General features: G+C 47.1%; 15 protein-coding genes. All 15 read left to right on the top strand.

All coding sequences use genetic code 11. The features are described 5' to 3' along the window. Positions 1 to 3 precede the first annotated feature (3 nt). The gene (locus QFZ81_RS27170) at positions 4 to 1845 is read left to right on the top strand and encodes a cache domain-containing sensor histidine kinase (RefSeq protein WP_307439601.1); all 1842 of its coding nucleotides are present in this window, start codon (positions 4 to 6) and stop codon (positions 1843 to 1845) included. Further along, on the top strand, positions 1829 to 3112 hold the full coding sequence (locus tag QFZ81_RS27165) for an ABC transporter substrate-binding protein (RefSeq protein WP_307439603.1): 1284 nt from the start codon (positions 1829 to 1831) through the stop codon (positions 3110 to 3112). Before QFZ81_RS27170 ends, QFZ81_RS27165 begins: the two co-directional genes overlap by 17 nt. A gap of 4 nt (positions 3113 to 3116) precedes the next feature. Further along, a complete protein-coding gene (locus tag QFZ81_RS27160) occupies positions 3117 to 4292 on the top strand; it encodes a response regulator transcription factor (RefSeq protein WP_307439605.1) in 1176 nt (391 codons plus the stop codon). Between the two features lie 121 nt (positions 4293 to 4413). Continuing rightward, complete coding sequence (locus QFZ81_RS27155) at positions 4414 to 5724, top strand: ABC transporter substrate-binding protein (RefSeq protein WP_307439607.1); 1311 nt, start codon at positions 4414 to 4416, stop codon at positions 5722 to 5724. A gap of 13 nt (positions 5725 to 5737) precedes the next feature. After that, positions 5738 to 6619, top strand: coding sequence for a carbohydrate ABC transporter permease (locus QFZ81_RS27150; RefSeq protein ID WP_060646971.1), 882 nt, complete (start codon positions 5738 to 5740; stop codon positions 6617 to 6619). Between the two features lie 116 nt (positions 6620 to 6735). Next, positions 6736 to 7521 (top strand): carbohydrate ABC transporter permease, encoded by a 786-nt coding sequence (locus QFZ81_RS27145; protein ID WP_373462735.1) that lies wholly within the window; start codon positions 6736 to 6738, stop codon positions 7519 to 7521. Between the two features lie 332 nt (positions 7522 to 7853). Continuing rightward, positions 7854 to 8897, top strand: coding sequence for a Wadjet anti-phage system protein JetD domain-containing protein (locus QFZ81_RS27140; protein ID WP_307439615.1), 1044 nt, complete (start codon positions 7854 to 7856; stop codon positions 8895 to 8897). Then, a complete protein-coding gene (locus QFZ81_RS27135) occupies positions 8885 to 10411 on the top strand; it encodes a replicative DNA helicase (RefSeq protein ID WP_307439617.1) in 1527 nt (508 codons plus the stop codon). The genes QFZ81_RS27140 and QFZ81_RS27135 overlap by 13 nt, the downstream gene beginning before the upstream one ends. After that, positions 10395 to 11156 carry a DUF6063 family protein gene (locus QFZ81_RS27130; protein WP_307439619.1) on the top strand — a complete coding sequence of 254 codons (762 nt, stop codon included), beginning with the start codon at positions 10395 to 10397 and terminating at the stop codon, positions 11154 to 11156. Before QFZ81_RS27135 ends, QFZ81_RS27130 begins: the two co-directional genes overlap by 17 nt. Next, positions 11140 to 11898, top strand: a complete 759-nt coding sequence (locus tag QFZ81_RS27125) for a hypothetical protein (RefSeq protein WP_307605426.1) — start codon at positions 11140 to 11142, stop codon at positions 11896 to 11898. The genes QFZ81_RS27130 and QFZ81_RS27125 overlap by 17 nt, the downstream gene beginning before the upstream one ends. Positions 11899 to 11926: 28 nt before the next feature. Then, positions 11927 to 15571 carry a coiled-coil domain-containing protein gene (locus QFZ81_RS27120; RefSeq protein ID WP_307605425.1) on the top strand — a complete coding sequence of 1215 codons (3645 nt, stop codon included), beginning with the start codon at positions 11927 to 11929 and terminating at the stop codon, positions 15569 to 15571. A 295-nt stretch (positions 15572 to 15866) separates the two neighbouring features. Beyond that, complete coding sequence (gene bglB, locus QFZ81_RS27115) at positions 15867 to 16931, top strand: beta-galactosidase BglB (RefSeq protein ID WP_307439623.1); 1065 nt, start codon at positions 15867 to 15869, stop codon at positions 16929 to 16931. A 27-nt stretch (positions 16932 to 16958) separates the two neighbouring features. Beyond that, on the top strand, positions 16959 to 19544 hold the full coding sequence (locus tag QFZ81_RS27110; protein WP_307605424.1) for an exo-rhamnogalacturonan lyase family protein: 2586 nt from the start codon (positions 16959 to 16961) through the stop codon (positions 19542 to 19544). Between the two features lie 53 nt (positions 19545 to 19597). Further along, entirely contained in the window at positions 19598 to 20866 is a 1269-nt protein-coding gene (locus QFZ81_RS27105; protein WP_307605423.1) for an FG-GAP-like repeat-containing protein, read from the top strand. 177 nt (positions 20867 to 21043) lie between these two features. After that, positions 21044 to 23323, top strand: a complete 2280-nt coding sequence (locus tag QFZ81_RS27100) for a helix-turn-helix domain-containing protein (RefSeq protein ID WP_307605422.1) — start codon at positions 21044 to 21046, stop codon at positions 23321 to 23323. The last annotated feature ends 1 nt before the right edge of the window (position 23324 follow it).

Below are 23324 nucleotides of genomic sequence, written 5' to 3'. Positions count from 1 at the left end.
ACCGTGATACGACAACGATCTATTCCTATCTTCATCCAATTGCTGGCCGGTATGTTTCTCATTGCGGCTCTGGCTATTGCGCTTACCAATCTGTTCAACTATCGCTTAACTTCACAGCTAGCGCTGAATCGTACGGCTGGATATACGCAGGAGTCTGTCGATCAATTGTCGGCTAAAATTGATGTGCTGCTGCGTCAATATGATCAAGCCTCCCAGATGATTGCATTCGATGAAAAGGTGCAGACCGCTTTGAACAAGCCGATTACGAAGCAAGGAGGGCAAGAGCAGCTTGCGCTGAACCGCTACCTTGCGGAGAAAACGCGCTATATCGCAGGTGAAATGCTCATTCACCTTTTCGACCGGGAAGGCAATGCTTACTCGTCTAATGAGTCGCTCCAGTTGTTTTGGCGGAAAGCCGATGACGCTGTGAGCGCTGTCACTTGGTACAGGAAAATGGAGGAGCTCGATGGTCATATGCTGTGGGTGTATGGTCCGGCTTGGCGAGACGGTGAGATTCCTGCCATTATTGGTGCCCGAAAGCTGAAGGACTCTCGAAACCTCACCGTACTGGGAGATCAATTCGTGGTGTTTCCTGTGGAGAAAATGAATCGGATGATTGGTGAAACGGGCCAGCGCATCGAGCGAAAGGTGCAGGTGATGGATTCCATAGGGAATATCGTGTATTCGACGGAGCCTCGTGAGATTGGAACGGCGGCAGATCAAGGGCTGTTTGCTAAGTTCGGCGGGAATGCGCAGCCTTTCTTCGAATGGACGACGAGGGAGGATCGCAAGCGGATGCTTGTGGCCTACGCCAAGTCCAATTACAGCGATTGGACAACCATCGCTTATTTCAAACCCGAAGCGGTGTACAGTGACGCTTCGCAAATGTGGGCGAACGCGCTGCTGACCATGGCTGCAGGTATCGGGATTGCCCTCGCGCTGGTTGCGTACTTCACATGGACGCTAACGAAGCCAATCCGTCATTTGGCCGATGGGATGAACAAGCTGAGCAAGGAAGGCATCAAGCCGATCGACCGGCCTTTTGCGAGCCGGGAGATTACGCAGCTGTATTCGAACTACAATGCCATGGTGCGTCAGCTGGAGGAAGTCGTTCAACGACTCTCCGAGCAGCAGATCAGTGCCCAGAGAGCGGAGCTTGTCGCATTGAAAGCCCAGTTCCGCCCGCATTTCTTATACAATTCACTGAATTTGATTTACTGGACGATTGAGGACGAGAGGCCGGAAAAGGCACAGGAAATGACACTCGCACTCGGAGAACTGCTTCGCTACAGCGTCCATCCGTCGACCGATTTCGTGACGCTCGGGGAGGATCTGGCGCAGCTGGACCGGTATTTATTGCTCCAGCGGGCGCGCTTCGGTGAGAAATTCAACGTTAGTATCGATGTAGAGGAAGGATTGCAGCAGCAAAGCGTGATCCGGCTCGTCCTGCAGCCGCTCGTCGAGAATGCCTTCCACCATGGCTTAGAGCATAAAGACGAGGGGGACTGGCTAATTCGGGTCCGGATCTACCGGCAGGGCGGCAAGATCCTGTGTTCTGTGGAAGACAATGGCGTAGGCATGCCGCTTACGGCCCTGCAGTCGCTTGAAGACTCGATTCATCGGGAGCAAGGCTTTGAGAAGAAGGCGGGTGGCATCGGGTTAAGCAATCTGCATAAGCAACTGCAGGCTTTCTTTGGTTCAGGCTACGGAATTCGCCTGATGCCAAGTCTATTGGGAGGACTGCAGGTGGTATTATCGCTTCCTTTGCTGAACCCGCCATCTCAGTTTGATAGGGAGCAAGAATTGTCAATGCTGGGTAAGAGAGGGGATGATGGCGCTGCCTAAATTATTTCTTCGAATTTCGCTAGTACTGGCAATGATCAGCCTGCTGTGCTCCTGCTCCCCCGAAATGGGCATGCCGAGTGTGAAAAGCTCTCCGAAGCCAAGTACGCTGCGTATCTGGCTGTGGCCGGGAAGTGGGCTAGAGCCGCTGATTAAGAAGTATGAAGCTGAAAATCCTCAGATGGATGTCGAAATGGTTACTTTTCAATACGACGATGTGGTGCCGAGTCTCATGACTTCACTGGCCACGAAGGCTGATTCCCCTGATCTTGTTCTGTTGGAGGCTTCGCAGTTGAATCAATTAAAGCGCTTCCAGAATCAGTTCTATAACCTCTATGATTATGGCGACGAGCGGGTTCATTATCTGGACTGGAAATGGCGGCAAGCGGAAAGCAAGAATGGTGGCTTCTTGTATGCCATGCCTGTAGATATCGGGCCAGTGGCGCTTGCGTACCGCCATGATTTATTTCAGGAGGCCGGTTTACCAACGGAACGGGAGGAGGTGGCGGCCTATCTGTCCGATTGGGACGCGCTGGAGCAGGCAGGAGTCCTACTAAAGCAGCGGACGGGGGCTGTATTATTCGATAATATAACGAATATCTTCCTTAGCTATCTCAACCAGTTTGACGGACAATATGTGCTGCCTGTGGAGCACGAATTAAGTCCTCATGTTAAGGAAGCTTGGGATCGGGCGGTGTATTTCCAGAAGCGTGGCCTCAGCGCCGGATTGCCGTCGCAAACCTCATCTTGGGCCGAAGGAGCGGTCAATCGAAAATTCGCCCTCGTATTGGCTCCCTCTTGGCTTCACGGCATGATGAAGAAGAATGCTCCAGCTACAGCGGGCAAGTGGGATCTGACCCGGGCACCTGGTCTGCCATCCAATTTAACGGGGACATACTTGGCGGTACCGAAGACAAGCTCATCTCCCCATGCGGCGTATAAGCTAGCCAGCTGGTTAACGGCTCCGCAGCAGCAGTTGGCGAATTTTATCGGCAGCGGGAATTTTCCTTCCACACCGGAATCGTACTCCTCTTCTAATTTCCTGGAGGTTCACGATTCCTTTTTCAACGATGCGCCTGTCGGTCAAATTTATTCTTACACGGCGCTTCGCTACAAATCCGGCTACGATGATTACGATTATACGACGATTGAAAGATGGATTCGCGACGGTCTTCGGCGGGTTGAATCCGACGGTGCAGATCCAGATTTAACGTGGAAAGGGATTATGCAGCAGTTTGAGACACTAAACCACGTAGAAGAAGGAGGGTAACCGTATGTTTACTGTTCTGATTGTAGACGATGAAGCGAATGTACGTCTTCCAATGTGCAGAACATTGTCCCGATTCGAAGGCGTGGGTGAAGTACTGGATGCCTCTAGCGGGTTGGAGGCGATTACAATACTGAAGCAGAGGACGGTGCAGCTCGTTATTACCGATATCCGCATGCCGGCGGGGGACGGCTTGCAGCTTGCCGAATATATACGGCAGCATTCACGGCAAACCGATGTGTATGTGCTGACGGGGCACGCGGAATTCGATTATGCAATGAAAGCGATGCAGCATCAAGTGGCAGCTTACCTGCTTAAGCCTCTTTCCAAGGAGAAGCTGCTAGAAGTGTACAACGAAGCTTATGGGAAGTACCGAAGGCGGATGGAGTCCGAGCAGGTGAATGTGATCCGCAGCCGGGCGTTGCTGGAGAAACGAATGCACGACCTGCTCCACGGGGTGCCGGTGCCAACCTTCGATGAAGGGCTGATTCCGCGATATGCGACCATCCGGCTCGTCTCCTTTTCGACCAAGGATTTACGGTCTCTGGGGGAGACCTCGGTACGTTACTTTATCCGGGAATGTGCTCATGAATCGTTCAGCGGACTAGGGACGGCGGCAGTATGCGAAGAGGACCGGCTCATCACCGTGGTTCTGTTCACCGAGTACGATGATAAAGGGGCCTGGGAGCAGCGGGTGCAGGAAATTTCGAAGTGGATGGAAGCAAAGCTCCGCATCGAAGTGAAGACAGGTCATGGCGGCTGCACAAGGGAGATAAGTGATCTTGGGCTGATGTATATGCGCAGCATGATGAGCTTGGGCTTCAACGAAATTACAAGGAAGGAAAGAGGGGACTCATTTCCGCCGATTATTAAGGCGCTCTTGAAATACGTACATAACGAATATGCCAACGAAGCGGCGAATTTGTCCGATTTTGCCCAGCAATTCCAAGTGAATGCCAATTATTTAAGTAATTTGTTTCATCAGGAGATGGGGCTCACCTATACGCAGTACTTGACGCAGATCAGGCTAACGGAGGCCAAGCGGTGGCTGCGCGAGACGAACCTGAAGGTATATGAGGTATGCATTCGGGTAGGGTACAAGGACCCGGCCTATTTCAGCCGCATCTTCAAAACCTTTGTCGGCATGGCCCCCGGGGATTATCGGACGGTGGAACATTTCTGAGAAGAGTCCAAGAAATCGAAGATTCGTTACCTATACGAGCTGTAAAGTCCTGCCTATACTAAATGTAAGGGCTTACTAATTTGGAAGTCCAGTTGAAAATGGTGAAGGGAGCGTTTATCAAATGAATTGGATGTCTAAACGCAAGTCCATGTTTCTGCTCTTGGTTTCACTTCTAGTTCTTCTTAGTGCATGCAGCAGCAGCGGAGGAACGCAAAGCGCAGTAAAAAATGAAGCAGGTGGAAACAGCGGGAAAAAGGTTCAACTGCAAATGTGGTTTTGGCAGGGGGCATCATTTGAAAAGATTATACCAGAGTTTAACCGCACCCATCCGAACATCGAGATTATTCCACAGATTTATAAGTGGGAGGACGCCCATAAGAAGGTTTTAACGGCTATGTCGGCAGGTTCGGGGGCTCCGGACATTGCGATGATCGATATTTCACAGATGGACCAATTCTTGAAGTATCCTGATAAATTTTACGACCTGAACGAGTATGGAGCTAAGGATCTGTCCAAGGATTATCTGGATTGGAAATGGAAGCAAGGCAGCGTTGGCAGCAAGCAGCTTGGATTTCCTACGGACATCGGTCCGATGGTGCTTTACTACCGCCAAGATCTGTTCCAACAAGCCGGACTCCCTTCAGAGCCTAACGATGTTGCGGCCAAGATTAAGAATTGGGACGACTTCCTCGCTGCTGGCAAAACATTGAAGGAGAAAACAGGCGCCAGTATTTTATCCAACCCTTATGAATTATATGGCGCGATTCGCGACCAGGGCAATGAACTGTACTTTGATAAAGACGAGAATTTGACAATGGATTCCAACCCGCAAATCAAGAAAGCGTTGGATTATTATAAGAAAGCCCGTGAAATGGGCATCGCTGGAGCTTATGACCAGAAAAATGCGCTGCAGGAGTACTCTGCCGCTCTGAATTCGGGCAAAATCGCTACGTACATCTCTGCCGCTTGGGGCAAAGGCCACGTCGAAACCCGCGCACCGGATACGAAGGGCAAATGGCGAGCAGCCAAAATTCCAGAGGGCACCGGCAACATGGGCGGTTCGTTCTTACTTATTCCGAAGGAAACGAAGAACGCCAAGGAAGCTTACACAGCTATTAGTTGGATGCTTTCACCCCAGCAGCAGTTAGAAGTATTCAAGATTTCAGGCAATTTCCCTTCGACTCCGTCGGTCTATGGCGATAAAGCGTTCACAGAAGCGGGGTATGAATTCTGGGGCAACCAGAAGCTCGGCATCTTGTTCTCCGAGGTAGCCAAGGATGTGAAGGTGCAGCGTAAAGGACCTTTTTATCAAACCGTGGAAGATATTATTAGCGATGGCATGCAGGCCGTTACGGTCGATAAGACCAAGGATCCTGACAAAGAATTCGCGGCCCTCATTGAGAAGGCCAAGACTAAATTGAAAAACAAATAGGGATGTGGCTGCGATGAGAGGGTTGAAGACGTATCTGGCGCCCTACCTGATGATATCTCCATTTTATATCTTGTTTATCGTATTCGGCTTGTTTCCGATCCTGTTCTCGCTGTACCTTGCTTTCCACTCGTGGGATGGGCTCGGGCCAATGGAGTTCGTGGGACTTCGCAATTTCCGTAATTTGCTGACCGATGATCCAGACTTCTGGAAATCGGTCGGCAACACCTTCGTCATCTGGTTTTTTTCGACCTTACCGCAACTGTTTCTGGCACTGGTCGTTGCATTTCTGCTCAACGCCGCTTTCGTGCGGTTCAAGGACTTTTACCGAGCGGTCTATTTTCTGCCGAATATTACGTCGATTGTGGCTGTAGCCATTATCTTCGGGTCGTTTTTCGGCAGCCAATTCGGGCTGATTAATGGGCTGCTCCAGGTCGTTGGGCTGCCCCGGATTGAATGGATCAACGATCCGTTCTGGGTGAAGGTCGCCGTGTCGCTCATGGTCATTTGGCGGTGGACGGGCTACAATGCCATCATTTACTTGGCCGGGCTGCAGAGTATCCCGCATGACTTGTATGAAGCAGCTACGATTGACGGGGCTAGCCGGAAGCAGCAGTTTTTCAGCATTACGTTGCCGCTGTTGAAGCCAATCATTCTGTTCACTGTGATTCTTTCGACGATCGGCGGCATGCAGTTGTTTACCGAGCCCTTAATCCTCGTCGGCAATACCGGAGGGGCAACCAAAGGCGGGCTGACGCTGGTGCTGTATCTGTATAACCAAGCATTCGGCAATCAGCTTTTCGGCTATGCTTCCGCTATCGCTTGGATGTTGTTTCTGATCATCGGTATTTTCTCCTTCTTGAATTGGAAATTCGTTTCGAGAGGGGAGGGTATCTGATGAGCACGGAATCTTCCAAAGTAACGGTCAGTCGTCGAAGCAGAGACATTGTCGTAATCACGAAGACCCCAGCGAAGTCCTCATGGGCTTCAGGAACGATCCTTATTCACATCGGGATGCTGGCCGGATCTCTATTGTCGCTATTTCCATTTTATTGGCTGTTCGTGATGTCTACCGCAACGACTTCGGATATGTTCCGGTTTCCCCCGAGGTTTCTGCCTAGCGATCAGCTATTGGTTAATATCGGAAAGGTTATCGATCATGTCGGGTTTTTCCGGTCGTTTGGCAACAGCTTAATCGTGGCAGGTGTACACACGCTGCTGGTTTTGTTTTTTTGCTCGATGGCGGGCTTCGCCTTTGCCAAATTCCAATTTCCGGGCAAGCCGTTCCTGTTCTTCTTCCTGCTGATGACCATGATGGTGCCGCAGCAGCTGGGGCTAATCCCCCAGTTCATCATTATACAAAAGCTGGGCTGGATCAATGACCTGAAAGCCTTGATCATCCCAGGTGCGGCGAGTGCGTTTGGCATCTTCTGGATGCGGCAGTATGCGGCCTCCGTGCTGCATGATGAGCTTATCAATGCAGGGCGCATTGACGGCTGTAACTCTTTCGATCTGTACTATCGCGTTGCGCTTCCAGTGCTTCGCCCCGCGCTAGCGACGCTCGGCATCATTACGTTCCTGAATGCCTGGAATGATTATTTGTGGCCGCTCGTTGTCATCTCGGTACAGAACAAATTCACGATCCAGATGCTGATTGCCTCGATGAATGGAGTATATAGCACGGACTATTCTATGGTCATGGCCGCAACGCTGATGGCTACGGTACCTCTTATTATAGTGTTCTCAATCTTCAGTCGGCAGTTTATTGCCGGGCTTATGCAGGGGTCGGTGAAGGATTGACAATCCGGTGAGCTTGGAAGCGAAAAGAAGGCAAGATAGAGCTGCTATTGCAGGAAGGAGCTGTCCTAAAAGCCATGAAAATGGCTGAGGGATAGCCTTTTTTTTGCGATTAATGCGTACAAACATTCGCCCATGGTGCTATACTAAAAAGTGACGAAAAAGATCGGTTGGAAATCGAAGTGGAAACATCATTATGATAAAGTCTGCTTGGGCTTAATCGCTCAAACAGACTTTTTTTATTGGATGGAACTACTTCCCAATGGCCTATCAATCCTTCAACCTTTGAAATTTTGATATAATAGGCATATATTCTCAAACTGGAGCAACCATACATGGATCCTATTTCCCAAATACGCACATATTTACAATCCTACAAGAAAAGCAAAGTTTCACTCTCAGACCTAGAGGACATATTTCAAGTACAGCCAACCGAAGAACAATTTGCTGATGCCATATTGGAGCTTGAGGCTGCGGGAATTCTTCAGATGGTTCAGAGTTCAGGCAGAACGAGGAAACAACTGTCTCTTGCCTATCAATATAACGTGCAGAAGAATCGTTTAATACAAGATACGCATAAGGAAATCCATCGAGCCAGACTGCAACTGTATCCTTTAATAAACCTTGATGCCTACTATTCATTGAAATCTAGTATTTGGGAGGAAGATAAGCCTTATATTGAACAAATCGATGCTTATTTGAAAAAGAATATGCTACCAAGCACTCCCGCACCGGAACCGGAGAGAAGCTTTGAACTTGTTGCTGATGAGAAATGGATAACGGAGAAGCATGGGAAAGAGCTGCTGATCCGAATCGGCTTATGGGATAAGCTGCTTATTCTCCCAGTGGATGATCCCTTGATGTTTGCGGTTAATCCATATGGCTTAACCAATGCAGTTCACAAGCATCTCATCGTTGAAAATAAAACGACCTATCAAGCGCTGCTGCAAGTTTTGCCGGATGCCCCGTTCGCAACGTTAATTTTTGGCGGCGGTTATCGAGTAACGAAAAGCATCGAACTGCTGCCGTTGCAGCTTCCGCTCAGAGACGCTTCGCATGAGTTCTATTATTTTGGTGATATAGATAAAGAAGGGATTTCCATATGGCATCTGTTCAATGAGCGGGTTCTCGACCTTTTCGGCAGTCCGGCGCAACCGGCGCTTCCCTTTTACAGAGCATGTCTGAGTAGGGATTTTACATACGGCAAAGAAAACCAGCGAGACAATGAGCAAGCTTTGCAAGCATTCATGTCTCATTTTACCGAGGATGAACAAATGAAAATCAACCGCTGCTTAAAAGCCGGCGGTTACTTCCCGCAAGAAATATTACCTACATACGAGCTTTGTACGATTTGGAGGCACACAGCATGGATTACATAGAAATTGGTCAGGTTGTTTCCGGGTTCCGGGAACGTATGACCAAGCTGGCACTTTTTGATCCTCTCTATGAGCTTCAGAGAAAGCGCCAAACAGATCAGCAAAATAAACCGATAGATTTCATGGAGCTTGGGCTGCTGACGCTGCTTTACTTTTTTGAACAGAAGTTGATGCGAAACAATAAAGCGGGTGTCAAAGACTTAGCCGAGTTTCTTTTGAAAGTGACGGGGATCTTCATCGATTTAGACGATGTCGGATTTGAGGATCTGGCCAGGCAGATCACTCAAGTGTTTCGCCCGACGACAGGGAAGAAACGGGATTTTACGTTTATGAATTGGGAATCCGGTCAGAAGGAGCATATTTATATATCGATTCTGAAAGCGAATGCCTTCGACTTAAAAACGAATACGCAGTACTACACGCTCGACGAAGATGGGTTGGAGCTTATTTTTGCGACCAAGGAATTTTATACCGAATTTCAATTATCGATTCATCAGTTGGTGCTGCGCAAGCAATTGGAAAAGGGTGAGTTCGAAGGAGCATTACGGCAAATTAATGAAATGCGGATTGATGTGGAAGCTTTGCAGGAGCGGATGGTCAAGCTGGAGCATGAATTGAAAAGAAACATTGTGTCGGAGGAAACGTTCGGACGTTATAAAGGTTTGTTGGAAGATATTTATTTGCGATTGCAAATGGAGAATGAAGAGTTCGAAGAACTACGGCAATTCGTCAAGGAGACCAAGGATCGCGTTCAGGCACAGACCGTTAGACAAGCAGATCAACGGCCTTATGAGTTAATTTTACGCATATCCAATGAGCTGGAGAAGGTGCATGGCGAGCATTCGGATCTATTTCATCAGAGTATGGTGTTGAAATCACATGCATTGGGCGCAGCGCAAGAATCCTTATATTATACTGGTTTGGACTCTTTTAATTTTGATCAGGATATTGCTTCCCTTATTTTTAGTACGCCATTGCCTTTGGAAACGATGAAAGGTGTGCTTGCCCCGTTCTTACCGGTTCAAGAGACGAAGATGTGGTCGCTTTTGACGGTGTGGGCTGAACAAAATATGCTGGAAGACGGAAGCGGGCAAGAGCGGGATGACAAGTTTCTGGAACTTGGCGGAGAAAGCGACGAATACCGGTACCAGACGATGCAGAAAAAGCTCTACAAGCTTCTGATGGAACAGCTGCTGCAAAGGATGGAAGAGCAGGGCCAAGTTGAATTGAAACCGTTTATTCAGCTGTTCGAAGAGAGCGACTATGCAAGACTGCTGGGCGAGAGAGCTTTCTATGATTTTTGGATTTATCTGCATCAAAGAAGTCCCCTTCGGGCGGATGATAGAGATAAACAGCAGAATGAAGAGCAGGGGACGTTGCTGGAAGACATGTATATGCTTCTGGGAAGCCGCTGCTTGGTCATCATTGAGCAAAAGGAAATTATTAAGGTAAACGACAGGTTTAGCATACAGAATATGTTGATTTCGTGGGGAGAACAGGATGACAATTGGACTTGAAAACGGGACAGTAATGAGGGCTTTTCGCATCTATACCTTGCTCGCTCGCGATAACGCGGTTGGCAAAGAATGGCTCCAAGAATACATGGCGGACGATGTGGTGCGTGGGCTTGTGGATCAATTCGCGCGTGAAGTCGATTGCGTGACGATCATTGCCGGCGAACAGTTGTATATGATACCAGAGACACGGCTATCGCCTTTTCATATGAACAACGAAGTGATTAAACGTACCTATCTGCGGGCGAATGCCGTGAATGCGGATCTTTATCTGATGTATGTCAGCATTATTGTGTTGATTGGGGCTTTTTATGACAGCTACCAAACCATGGAACCGACGAGAAGTTTTATCGGGATTGAAGAGTGGACGGCGCTTGTGAATGAGCGAATTGCGTTATTGAAGACGCATCCTGAAGCTGAATTAAGAGAGATGGAGCAGGAGTTTTCCTATAACTGGACGGCTTTGATTGAAAAATGGAGTGCGATGGACGATATCAAGGAAACAGCTGCGAGGCAAAGCGGAAATACGATTAGCCGGGTTAGCTTCATGGATTCTGTCCGCAAGTTTCTGGTGGCGCAAGAGTTAGTGATCGATATTGGCAACCAGGAAATTACGCTAACCGAAAAGGCCAAAGTGGTTGTACAGCGTTATTTTATGGAACTGGAATATAACCGCGGCATTCTGGAGTTTTTATACCAAAGCGATTCGAATGAGGGGGAGGGAAGCGAAGATGCCAGCCATCTCTAAAATACGGTTTACGAATGTGGTCTATGAGGATGGAAATAAGCGCTACAACGACGAATTGTTTCATTTCGATGGGCATAATGGTGCGATTCTGTTGGAAAATGGAGGGGGCAAGACGGTTTTTATCCAGTCTGCCATTCAAGCCATTCTTCCGCATGCGGAACTTGCCGGACGTAAAATGAAGGATACGTTAAGTCTCGAAAACGGTCCTGCACATATCGCGATCGAGTGGATTCTGAGTGAACGGCCACGGAGATATGTGGTCACTTGCGTTAGTTTGTTTTTGACAGCAACAGGGATAGATTCTTATCGGTATGTCTATGATTATCCGGAGCTTGATGCCGATGCCATTGATCGGATTCCTTTCGTGAAGGAAAGTGCAGGCAGCCTTAGAGCAGCCGATAAAGGCGAAATCCATGATTATTACCACCAGATGACGTCGAAAAGAATGAACGCGAAGCTGCCTCCCTCGATTAAAGAATACAAGAAAGTATTGGAAAACGATTACCACATTATCGCATCAGAGTGGGATCGTATTGCGAAGATCAACAGCTCAGAGGGTGGTGTAGAGAGCTTTTTTGATGAATGTAAAACGACGAGCCAATTGTTCGATCGCTTGTTGATCCCAACGGTAGAAGATGCGATGGCCGGATATGAACAAGGCGAGTTCGCGAATAATTTTGAAATGCACAGGGACAGCTTCAAAAAATATAAAGAATTAAAAGAAAAAATCGAAAGAAAATAAGAAAATCCTCGTTGAGCTGGATGGCTATGTGCTTCATTTTGCCAAAATGGATGCCAAACAAATGGCCTATACAGCCGCTCAGTCTGAAACGAAGGCCTATTGGTTATTAGTGAATGAGCAGAAAAATGAGGAAACCTCTAAGCTTTCACAATGGCACCGTCAAATGGCAGAATGCGACCAGCAGTTGCTGTTATTGGCTCGGAAGAAAGAATCCCTTCAGATTGCAAAGCAAAAACAAGAGCAATCCGCTTTGGAAACAAAGCTAAGATTGGTCGAGGAAGACGTTGAGCGAAAAGAGGCGCAAGTACGAAGTGCTAAGCAGCACTACTATTCTCTGCGTCTGGCAGATTACAAGCAGCAGTGGACCTCTGCAGAAGAGCGCATGAATTATTTGCAGCGCGAACTTGATCAATTCGGAAATACCGAGGAAGAGGATGTTCTACGGGAAGCTTGGATCAATAATGGCGGGCAAATTCGCAGTATTTACAGCAAGATGGAGCAAGAGTGGCAGGTGGAAGAAGAGAAACTCAGGCAGGAATTAGATGCTTATCAGAATAGGACGGCCTTAGAGGAAACGATTTTGAGAGATCTATCGAGCGAACTTGAGAAATTGAACAAGCAGCTCATTGAACATAGATCCATTGTGCAGGCTCGCGAGAAAGATAGGGACGTGCTTAGGATCAATGTTTTGGCAAATCCAGCAGTCGAGAGCATGGAAGGCAGTATGACGGATTGGATTCAGCGTTATCAGAAATTGGATGACAGCAATGTGCTGCTTGTGCAGAAGAACAAGGAATTGGCATTCGGTAAAGAGGAAAGCGGAAGAAAGCTGGACCGAGTTAGTGAAAACCTCAAGATCGCCTATGTGGAACGCGCCAGCTCAGAGCAAAATCTCGAAGCATTTAAAAAAGAACATCAATCCATACTTGCTGAAATTGCTGCGTACAGGTCTTCATGGGGAAGACTCTCATCCATTTATGAGAAGCAGAGTTCGATTGAAGAGCGGCTTAGGGAGGATTTGGAAAAGCTTCACTTGCAGAAGGAGGCTTACTTGCTGAAAGAGCGTCTGGCTTTCCGCTATATCGATGATTACAGCTACCAGCATACATTTTTTGCAGATACCTATGTGGCAGGCTTGGTGGATAAGTGGAGAAATCAGTTCGCGTTATTGGAGACAGGCATTGAATACTTGCAGGGCTTGGAGCTAACGGAGCGGGCCATGACCCATCCTCTTTGGTCTGTCACTTTGATTACGACCGAAGATGAAGTTGAGTTAGTAGCGAGTAAGCTGCGGCAGTATGCGGAGGATATGCAGTTCCCGATACAAGTCATCTCATCGCAGGAAGCATCGCGTCTTGCCAATATGGATAAACCAGTAGATGTGGATGATGTCGCTTGGGTTGAACCGCAGCATTGGCGCGATAATGCGGATGAAGCAGAATTTGTAAGCTGGAAGCAAACAATTTCCCGAAAAGGCGAAGAGGTCCTGACAGCACGTAAAGTAAAGGAAGGCGAATTGCAGCTTACTTCTGATCTACAAGCTTCTTTCAGTCGATTCATTGCTACATACCCGCTTGAGGTCGTACAAGAAATGGAAAGGCAAGTTGGACTTAAGCGCGAACAAGTGCGTGAATTAGAGAGCCAAGAGGATTCAATCAGGATATCGGTGCGACAGGCTGAGCAAACGATTCAGCAGCACAATACCATCATTGACAAGCAAAAAGGTGAAATGGTTCAGCTTCAGCAATGGATTGAAAAAGGACGGACATATGTCGAGCTGGGGAAAGAAATCGACGTCTTAAACGGGGTCATCGATCAGCTTATTGAACAGGCAGAAGATCAGCAAAGCAAGTGGGATAGCATGCAGCGCTCTATGGAGCAAGTGAAGCAACTGATCGAATCGGCGAAGAATAGAATGAACTATTTGAGAACCGAGAAAGCGAGTCTTCAAAGTCAAGATCTGTATATAGAGATTGTGGATATACACCCGATTGAGGCGAATCATAGCTTAGATTGGTTAAAAACAGAAAGGAAGGATTTGCATCTCAAGTTAAATCGCATATCCCAAGGGCGTCAGCAGCTTGAAGCGGAGTGGAATCATGCCAAGACCAGTAGAACAACGCTGGAGAAGGAGATGAGCAAGCTTCGACTGGAACAAGCGGACTTGGATTTGAATGAGGATCTTGCTTTCTCTGTGACCGGTGAGGAACAGATGTCGCAGCTGTTATCGGAGCTCAAGGAATACGAATTACGGTTGTCTCGTGATAAAGAAGAATTCGTTCGGGTCGAGAAACAATTTGATGCGTTGGCGACAAGGATTAAACTATTAATTGAGCAGTATAGCGCTGCGCATTCGGGTGGGCTGCCTGTAACCTTTACGGAGTCGCTGAGTGCGGTGGATGAGCAAGCCCAAAGCGAAGATGCACGCCTGCAACAGCAGAAGACTGGATTACAGCAGCAGCATACACAAATTCAGGCTCAGTTAGCTAAAATAGAAGAAGTTATCCAATACTTAAATCAATATAAAATCATGCATGGTTTTGAAAATCCACTCATTCAGGCGTCATTTATCACGCAAGAGCTGAAAGCCGAGTTTCCATATGACAGGATGAAAATGGTTCGAAAATCCGTGACTATGCTATCCGCCGTTATGAAGGAATTGGAAGCAGAAGAGACATCGGTGAAAAAGGCGAGAGTTCATTTTATCGATTTTTGCCGGAAGCAAATCAAAGATATCAAAATGCGAGATATGGCCGAGCAAGGTGTCGAGAAAAAAGACAACTATCAGGAGCTAACGCAATTTCAACAGAAAATGCATAGCAGGATAGAACGTGTCAATCACGTCGCAGAAGAAACAATGCGTACACATAATCAGCAGCTGGAACAGTATATTATTCATGTGCATAGCCATATCAAGCTGATTGCTTCTGAGCTTCGGGATATTCCTAACAAAACGAGAGTCAAGGTCGAGGATCAGTGGAAGCACATTTACTCGTTTCAAATTCCCGAATGGGATGAGCTGGAGGCCAAGGACCATTTGCGTAAGCATCTGGAATGGATTTTGGTCGAACTGGAAAAAGGTCATTACCGTGATGACAACGGTCAAGAAGTGAAATCGACGGTTCGTAAAGAGATTGAAAAATGGTTGGATACCAAGCAGCTTCTGCACATTGTCTTGCAAGAAAGGCCGATGAAAGTGTCCTGCCGCAAAGTAACCAATGAGAATAATGTAACGAAGGCTTCCTTCTCTTGGGAACAGTCTAATAATTGGTCCGGCGGGGAAAAATGGAGCAAGAATATGACCTTATTCTTGGGGTTACTCAACTATGTCGCCGAAAAACGTCAACATATTCAAGCGAATATGAAAAGACATCGTACCGTGATCCTGGATAATCCATTCGGGAAAGCATCGAGCGACCATGTATTGAGTCCTGTATTTTTTATTGCCGAGCAGCTCGGCTTTCAAATTATCGCGCTAACTGCGCATGCGGAAGGCAAATTTCTTAAAGACTATTTCCCTGTCGTCTTTAGCTGCAGACTTAGACAAGCGGCGAATGGAAGCAAACTAGTCATGACCAAAGAAAAGGAAATTAATCAGGCTTATTTCCGTGATTACGCACCGATTTCACTAGAGCGATTAGGGGATGTCAAGCAGATGGAGTTATTCATCTAGCGTCTTGATCATCATCATTGTTGCTGTTTTATTTAAGAAAGTCTGCCCAACCTCTCGCGGCTACGCTGGAGATCAGGCAGACTTTTTAGGTATTTCTGAAACACTCAGGGAACTGGAGGTATCCATCATCGCTATAACCAATGCATTCGAATGAGGCTTCTCTATCTCTTCCGGCAAAAAAGTCTTATTCCGATCAAAAAAGTTTTATCGCAAAATGCCTCGTTTCAAAAATGTATCATTGTTTGCAACATGGTTGGGCGTTATGGTTGTTATCAAAAGGGAGAGTGAGTTAGGAATGGAAGCATCACTGTATGGAGAACAGCTTAATAAAGTATTTCAGCGGCTCATTTCCGCAAACCGGGACAATTCTAATGATCACATGGATTTCGATACATGGGAATGGCCGCTGGGAGTAGCCTTGTACGGGCTTTACAAATATTACGTGCATACGGGCAAAGATGAATATTTGCATTTCATGAAGGACTGGTATAACAAACATTTGGCCGATGGATTACCGGAAAAAAATGTGAATACGGTGGCCCCTTTGTTGGCTTTGATTCATTTGTATGAAATCACGAAAGAGGAAACTTATCTGGACGTATGTACAGAATGGGCCGATTGGGTTGTACACGAGATGCCGAGAACAGAAGAAGGCGGGCTCCAGCATATTACGATTGTGGCTGCGAACGAGGAACAGTTATGGGATGATACGCTGTTTATGACGGTGCTGTTTCTTGCCAAAATGGGAGCAACCACGGGGAAGAAAGTCTATATGGAAGAAGCGGTTTACCAGTTTTTACTCCATATCAAATATTTGCAAGATGCACAAACCGGACTATGGTTTCACGGGTGGAGCTTTATCGGCAGACATCATTTCGGGAAAACCTTATGGGCGAGAGGGAATTGCTGGTTTACCGCTGGCGTTGTGGAGTTTATGGAAATCAGCGGCATCCAGGGGGCTGTAAAACGTTTCTTATTGGAGGCTTTGGAAGTGCAAGTAAAAGCTTTGGTAGAGCTCCAACGTGAGGATGGGATGTGGCATACATTGCTGAACGATCCTTCTTCGTATGCGGAGACCTCCGCTACTGCAGGTTTTGGTTATGGCATTCTGAAGGGCATTCGAGCAGGTTATTTGCCAGAAACTTATCTCACAGCGGGACTAAAGGCGATCGAAGCGGTTCATTCTCGAATCGATGAGGATGGTACTGTGCTTGAGGTATCTTATGGAACCGCCATTGGTTGGAATGATGAGCATTATAGGAATATTCCTCTATGCCCGACCGCTTATGGACAATCGCTGGCTCTATTGCTGTTGACTGAGGCGATGGAATTACCATCCTCTATAGGATCGATTGATTGAAAAAACGGACAGGTGGTGTGAATGGGAATGAGTAAACATATGGCAGTACAGCTGCGTTGGCTAGCTAAGAGGACTGAACTTCAAAAGGGAGTGACCTGGGGAGTTCCATGGAAGGAAGGCGCTCTGCAGCGGAGTGAGAATCTTATTCTGCTGGATGACCGGGCTAAGCAGGTAGCTGTTCAAAGCTGGCCAACGGCTTATTGGGCGGACGGCAGTGTAAAGTGGACGGCTCACGCGGCCGCTATGACAAAAGGAGAAACCGACTTGTCCTATACATTGATAAAGGGCGAGTCCAGCTTAGAGAATAGTGTACTCAGCGTAGAGGAAACGGAAGGCTATATCGAAGTCCATACAGGCTCTATGTTTTGCCGTCTTCATCGTAAAGGCTCTTCTTTGATTCAAGAGATCAATCATGGAGGAAGTCGGCTTTGCTCGGATGGTAAGCTTGTAGGCATCCGTGAAGCGCGTTTAACTATTGATGGCTACAAGAGCTTTAAAGAGGAACCTTTTCACAGCATCGTGGATAGCGCGGAAGTTGAACAGCGGGGACATGTGCGCGTGGTGGTAAAATTTACGGGTAAACATCTAATGGAGTCGGACGGTCGTAAATGGCTACCGTTCACCCTGCGTCTTTATTTCTATGCAAACCAGGATAGTATTAAAGTTGTACATACCTTTCTATATGACGGTGATCCGCATCAAGATTTCATCAAAGGGTTGGGGATTTCCTTTAAGGTGCCGATGAAGGGCGAGTTATATAACCGTCATGTGCGGATAGCCGGAGATGCGGGCTTCTTCAGTGAATCTCCCAAAGGGCTGGAAACATTCCGTACCACGGGGAAGTATAAGGAGCTGTATCAAGAACAAACCGAGGGACGAAAGATCGCTTTTGACCCTGAGCAAGATGCCAAATTTGTTGACATGGTGGATGACCTCGCTGTTTGGGACAGCTTCAAACTAATTCAGTATACGGCAGATTCTTACAGCATTTCTAAGCAAACAAAGGAGGAATGCTGCTGGGTCAAAGCGGCGGTAGGGAATCGAGCAGGCGGACTGATGTATGTGGGATCAGATCACGGTGGTCTTGCTATAGGGGTAAGGAACTTTTGGCAGAAAGCGCCCTCCGCTTTGCAAGCAAGCCATCTTTCATTAGATGAAGCGGACCTTACCGTTTGGTTTTGGTCTCCCGACGTACAGGCTATGGACTTACGGCATTATGACACGGTTACTCATCTAAAGTCTTCCTATGAAGGGTTTGATGAGATGCGGAGTACACCTTACGGGATCGGTAACACAAACGAACTCCATCTTTGGTGCTTGGAAGCGACGCCCACTTTGCAGAGTCTAAAAGAGATGCTTGAGGAGAAGGAAGATCCCGCGCTGCTTGTATGCAGTCCGGAATATTACTATAGCACTGGGGCAATGGGAGTTTGGAGCTTGCCAGACCGAAGCACACCGCTCAAAGAGACCTTAGAAGATGGACTAGACCGTTTATTTGAATTTTATCAGAACGAGATTGAGCAGCGAAGGTGGTATGGGTTCTGGGATTACGGAGATGTCATGCACAGTTATGATCCAGTACGCCACACTTGGCGTTATGATATTGGAGGCTGCGCATGGCAAAATACAGAGCTCGTTCCCAACCTGTGGCTCTGGTATATGTTCCTAAGGTCCGGCAGGAAAGATGTATTCCGGATCGCTGAAGCGATGGCAAGGCATACCAGTGAGGTTGATGTGTACCACATGGGTGAATATGCAGGCTTAGGTTCAAGACACAACGTGCTACATTGGGGTTGTGGCTGCAAGGAAGCGCGGATAGGAATGTCTGGTCTGCACAAAATCTATTATTATTTGACGGCAGATGAACGGATCGGAGATATTATGGATGAAGTGAAAGACTCCGATTATACAACCGTACATCTCGATCCGATGCGCGCCTATTTTCCGAAGGACGAGTTTCCTACGCATGCACGCAGCGGACCGGATTGGGCAGCCTTCAGTTCAAACTGGCTTACACGTTGGGAGCGGTATGAAGATACATATTATCGGGATAAAATTTTGACTGGGATTCAAAGCTTGAAGAACATGCCGTTCCGCCTTCTTACAGGGCCCACCTTCGGTTACGATCCGGGAACAGGTGTCCTTCATTATATGGATGCTGAGACGAATGGCCATCACTTGATCATTTGTATGGGAGCTCCGCAGGTATGGATGGAGCTAGCTGCGATGATTAAGGATCCTGAATGGGAGGACATGTTGGCGGAGTTTGGAGAATTCTATAACCTGCCTGCAGAAGAGAAAATGCGAAGAACCTCAGGCGCGATTACTGGCAAGGATTGGGCCATTCCCATGCTGTCTACCACGATGATGGCGATAGCTGCTGCCAGAAATAACGATAAGGCTCTTGCAGAGCAAGCTTGGTCTTACCTTCTTAAGGATCAGGCGCATTGGCAGATTAACCTGCCTGTAGAATCAACAGATGTACAGCCACTAGCGTATATAAGAGAAATTAAAGAACTGCAGGGTATCTCCACGAATACCGCTTCTCAGTGGTCACTGAATGTCATGATATGTTTGGAATTAATCGGCCGTTGGCTGCCGGAGAACAGTTAAATATAGATCCGATAAACGGCATTATTCGCGATTAAACAATAGGAGGGCATTTCATGGCCAATCGAACTTCACAAAAGCTCCCCCATCTATTAGGTAAAGTGAATATCCAGGCGGCGGGAGTTCACAGTAAGATGCTCCTAGGAGACTTGAACGGAGACGGAAGGATGGAAATGGTATTGGTTCAGCCTGACAATCGGCAGGATGTCAGGTATATCCCTCACCAGGTACAATGCTTAACTGCGTTCGATTTGGAAGGAAACCTTCTATGGCAGACGGGCACTCCTTCTCCAGATGCAGGTAAACCAGGATCTGATTACCCAGCTCAGCTGTATGATATTGATGGGGATGGATGTTTGGAAGTGTTGTGCGTTATGAATGACAGTTTCCAAATTATCGATGGAGCAACGGGAATCGTTAAAAAGGTCTACGCGCTGCCCGATCCAGAGGCTCACGATTGCATCATTATTGCTAATCTCACTGGTGGAGATAGACCTAGCGATATTATTTTGAAAAACCGCTATTCGCAATTGTGGGCGATGGATCAGGAATTTAATTTGCTATGGACCTTTAAAGGAAATCCCGGCCATTTTCCATGGGTGTACGACTTGAACGGGGATGGGCACGATGAGGTGATGGCAGGTTATGATCTGTTGGATCATAAAGGCAAGATTGTGTGGTCATGCAAGGATTTAAAGGATCATGCAGACTGCATTTGGATCGGCGATGTCAACGGCGACGGACAACCCGAGCTGGTCATTGGAGGAAGTGTAACGGTCATGTACAATCGGGAGGGTACAGAGCTTTGGCGATACGATGGCTCAATAGAGTCTCAGCATGTGGCTTTAGGCAAATTTCGCCGCGATTTACCCGGTCTTCAAATTGCCGGGCTGGATCGGATCGTTCGCGGAGATCAAGGCTCTGATAAAGGCAAGGATGGATTGTTCCTGCTCGATTCTCAAGGGGAAGAGCTTTGGAAGGAAAATCGGAAGACCGATGGCTGGTTGACTATTATTGAGACGCTGCGCGGTTGGGATAATGAGCCAATGGATTATATTTTGGCTTACCGCAGAGGTGGAGGCGTTCATCCAAGCCTTTATGACGGACATATGAACCTAGTGACTGAATTTCCCGTTGACGGTTATGTGGTACATGCCGACTTGTTTAGCTCTGGAAATGAACAGGTTATTATATACGACGATGAAACGGCCCATATCTATTCAAACCAAGCTGGGGATATAACCGTGAAGCGAGCAGGAAAAGCTTTGTCGCAACCAAAGCGCCTGTACAGCTCGACGCTGTACCCGGGCGGAGAAGTGGAATGAATGCTTGAGAAAAAGTCACTGATTTTTGAACAAAATAAATGATATTTTAAAGGCGAGGAGTGCCGGACTTCATATATAATGTTCAATAATCAAATGGGCGGTGGTGAGGATGAGGTGATAAGAAGGCTAGGAGCGCGATTAAAAGCCGGTTTTCCATTAATGAACGGAAGCCGTAGAATGCATTATAGAAAAATATGGGCTATTATTTTACTTATCACAGGCATTCCGGGTTTAATAACGGGTTTGCTCATTTATTGGTTTGTAGGTGGAAGAATCGAAAATGAAATGGTGTCGCTTCATAAAAACCAAATTGTCCGCCGTGCGGAAAGCATCAATAGTCAGTTTGATAATTTGGAACTATTTTTGTCCCATTGGGCTTTTGATCCAAAGTTTGATTTCGCATTAAAGGAAGTTGATTTCTACCGTAATTTTCAAGTGACCAATGATATATCTAAAACGCTTGTCATTATGCAAGGCTCATTGCCATTAATAGATAATATAGAGTTTTATGTAAACGGTTCCATTCCTGTTCTGTTTCGCCCGAATTTTAACCGCATGGATCCGGATTCAATAGATTGGTTGAACACGATGGAGCTGATGAGAAAAGGTTCCTCCGTTTATTGGACCTTAATGCCTTCCCTGACGAGCTCGGGGAACCCCGATTTAACCATTGTGCATAAAATGCCCGGTGGAGCTTCAGAGCCATTTGCCCTGCTGCGTGCCCATATAAACCATGATCAAGTGCTTAATTTGTTGAAAACGCTAACCCCCTATGAGGGGGGGGAAGCTTTTCTCATGCAGGAGGATGGAACCGTATTGGCATCGACCGGCAGTGGCGAAACTACCCCTCTAATGGAAGTGCTGAAGAAGTATGTAAAAACTTCTAAGGGCAAAAACCAGACCTCCTTTCTAATGGAATGGGATCATATAACCTATTCGGTGTCCTTTGGGGGATTAGACCGAATTGGAGCGCAGTGGATTTATGTATCAGCCGCCCCCATCAATGCGATTACAAAGCCGGTTGTTTTTCTGTCTAAGTTGATTATCATGATAAGCTGTACGGGACTGCTTCTCGCGCTCTTACTCGCAAGTATCGCCTCACGGAAAATTTATTCTCCGCTGGATCGGCTGGTAAGGCTGCTGACCAGTGGAACGCCATCGAATGGGAGGGAAGATGAGTTTACTTTGATTGAAAGGGAGTGGCAGCATTTAACCCGAGAGAGCCTCGCCCTTCAAAGAAAGCTCCAAAACCAGCTCCCCCAGGTACAGCAAGGCTTTCTTTATCAATTAACTCAAGGCTATTTGTCTTCCTACTCCGAGGAAGAGCTTCGTGAGAGAATGAGACAGTATGGGTGGATGGTTGATGAGCGAAGCTATCGGGTGCTTTTTATTCAGCTTACTGGAATGGCCCATGCCGGAAGGACGGGCAGATATTCCCTGGGTGACGAAGGGCTTGTTACGTTCGCAGCGGCGAATGTAGTAGAGGAAATGGCACGAGAGCAATTCGAAGAATGCCATGTCATCAACTTTCACGATTTAACGATGGGGCTGTTGCTCAGCATTCCGAGTGGAGAAGATATTTATTCCGACATCGATGAGTTGGGCAATACGTTGATCCAAGCAATTAATCGGATTCTGAAAATGAAAGTAACGCTATCCGTCGGAAGAATAAGTGAGCAGGTAAAGCAGATTCCTCTGTTGTTTGAAGAAACCAAGCTTGCGCTTAGTTTCCGGAGCATTTACGACGAGAATCAAATCATTGATCTTGAAGCGTTGAAGAGCAATGTTCAAGAGCCAGGGTTTCAATATCCTTTTACATTGGAAAGAGAGATCATTCAAGCCATGCGAACAGGTAAGCTCGATGAGGCTGAGCAGCAGGTTCAAGCATTTCTTGAGGCTCTGGTACTGGAACGAGCCAAGGAACTTGATGTGCAGACCTGTGTTTTGAATTTATTAGGAAGTCTGGAGCATACCATTATGCAGGCCGGACTGAATCCCAATCAGCTATTTAAGTCGGTCAATCGCTTCGAGCAGCTATCGGTGATTCGGGAGCCAGAGCAGATCAAGCGTTGGTTTGTGGATAAAATCATTCATCCGTTCATGGCAGAAATGGAGCATCGTTCTGATTACAAGCTGAAAAAAGTAATCGAGCAAGCAATGACTTTTATTAACGCTAATTACATGAGGGATATTTCCTTGGATGATTGTGCAGAGCATTGCACAACCAATGTCTTCGTACTGAGTAGAACCTTCAAACAAGTATCAGGGAAAAATTTTATTGATTATTTAACGGAACTGCGGATGAGCAAAGCAAAAGATCTCCTTCGTGAGTCTGAACAGAGAATCAATGATATCGCGGAGCAGGTAGGCTATCAGCACAGTTATTTTAATCGGTTATTTAAGAAATATGAGGGCGTGACACCTAGCCAATATCGTGAAACCAGCCGTAATACGTAAG

The organism is Paenibacillus sp. V4I9, assembly GCF_030817295.1.
GTDB lineage: Bacteria > Bacillota > Bacilli > Paenibacillales > NBRC-103111 > Paenibacillus_E.
Note: the sequence above shows the minus strand (reverse complement) of the source record. Positions and strands in the feature narration are given on the sequence as shown.

Bases quoted from the DNA above. Each gene is read 5' to 3' on its own strand.
- QFZ81_RS27110 (WP_307605424.1), top strand. From the start codon at position 16,959: ATGAGTAAACATATGGCAGTACAGCTGCGTTGGCTAGCTAAGAGGACT.
- QFZ81_RS27100 (WP_307605422.1), top strand. From the start codon at position 21,044: ATGCATTATAGAAAAATATGGGCTATTATTTTACTTATCACAGGCATT.
- QFZ81_RS27165 (WP_307439603.1), top strand. From the start codon at position 1,829: ATGATGGCGCTGCCTAAATTATTTCTTCGAATTTCGCTAGTACTGGCA.
- bglB (WP_307439623.1), top strand. From the start codon at position 15,867: ATGGAAGCATCACTGTATGGAGAACAGCTTAATAAAGTATTTCAGCGG.
- QFZ81_RS27135 (WP_307439617.1), top strand. From the start codon at position 8,885: ATGGATTACATAGAAATTGGTCAGGTTGTTTCCGGGTTCCGGGAACGT.
- QFZ81_RS27160 (WP_307439605.1), top strand. From the start codon at position 3,117: ATGTTTACTGTTCTGATTGTAGACGATGAAGCGAATGTACGTCTTCCA.
- QFZ81_RS27140 (WP_307439615.1), top strand. From the start codon at position 7,854: ATGGATCCTATTTCCCAAATACGCACATATTTACAATCCTACAAGAAA.
- QFZ81_RS27130 (WP_307439619.1), top strand. From the start codon at position 10,395: ATGACAATTGGACTTGAAAACGGGACAGTAATGAGGGCTTTTCGCATC.
- QFZ81_RS27125 (WP_307605426.1), top strand. From the start codon at position 11,140: ATGCCAGCCATCTCTAAAATACGGTTTACGAATGTGGTCTATGAGGAT.
- QFZ81_RS27150 (WP_060646971.1), top strand. From the start codon at position 5,738: ATGAGAGGGTTGAAGACGTATCTGGCGCCCTACCTGATGATATCTCCA.
- QFZ81_RS27155 (WP_307439607.1), top strand. From the start codon at position 4,414: ATGAATTGGATGTCTAAACGCAAGTCCATGTTTCTGCTCTTGGTTTCA.
- QFZ81_RS27105 (WP_307605423.1), top strand. From the start codon at position 19,598: ATGGCCAATCGAACTTCACAAAAGCTCCCCCATCTATTAGGTAAAGTG.
- QFZ81_RS27145 (WP_373462735.1), top strand. From the start codon at position 6,736: ATGCTGGCCGGATCTCTATTGTCGCTATTTCCATTTTATTGGCTGTTC.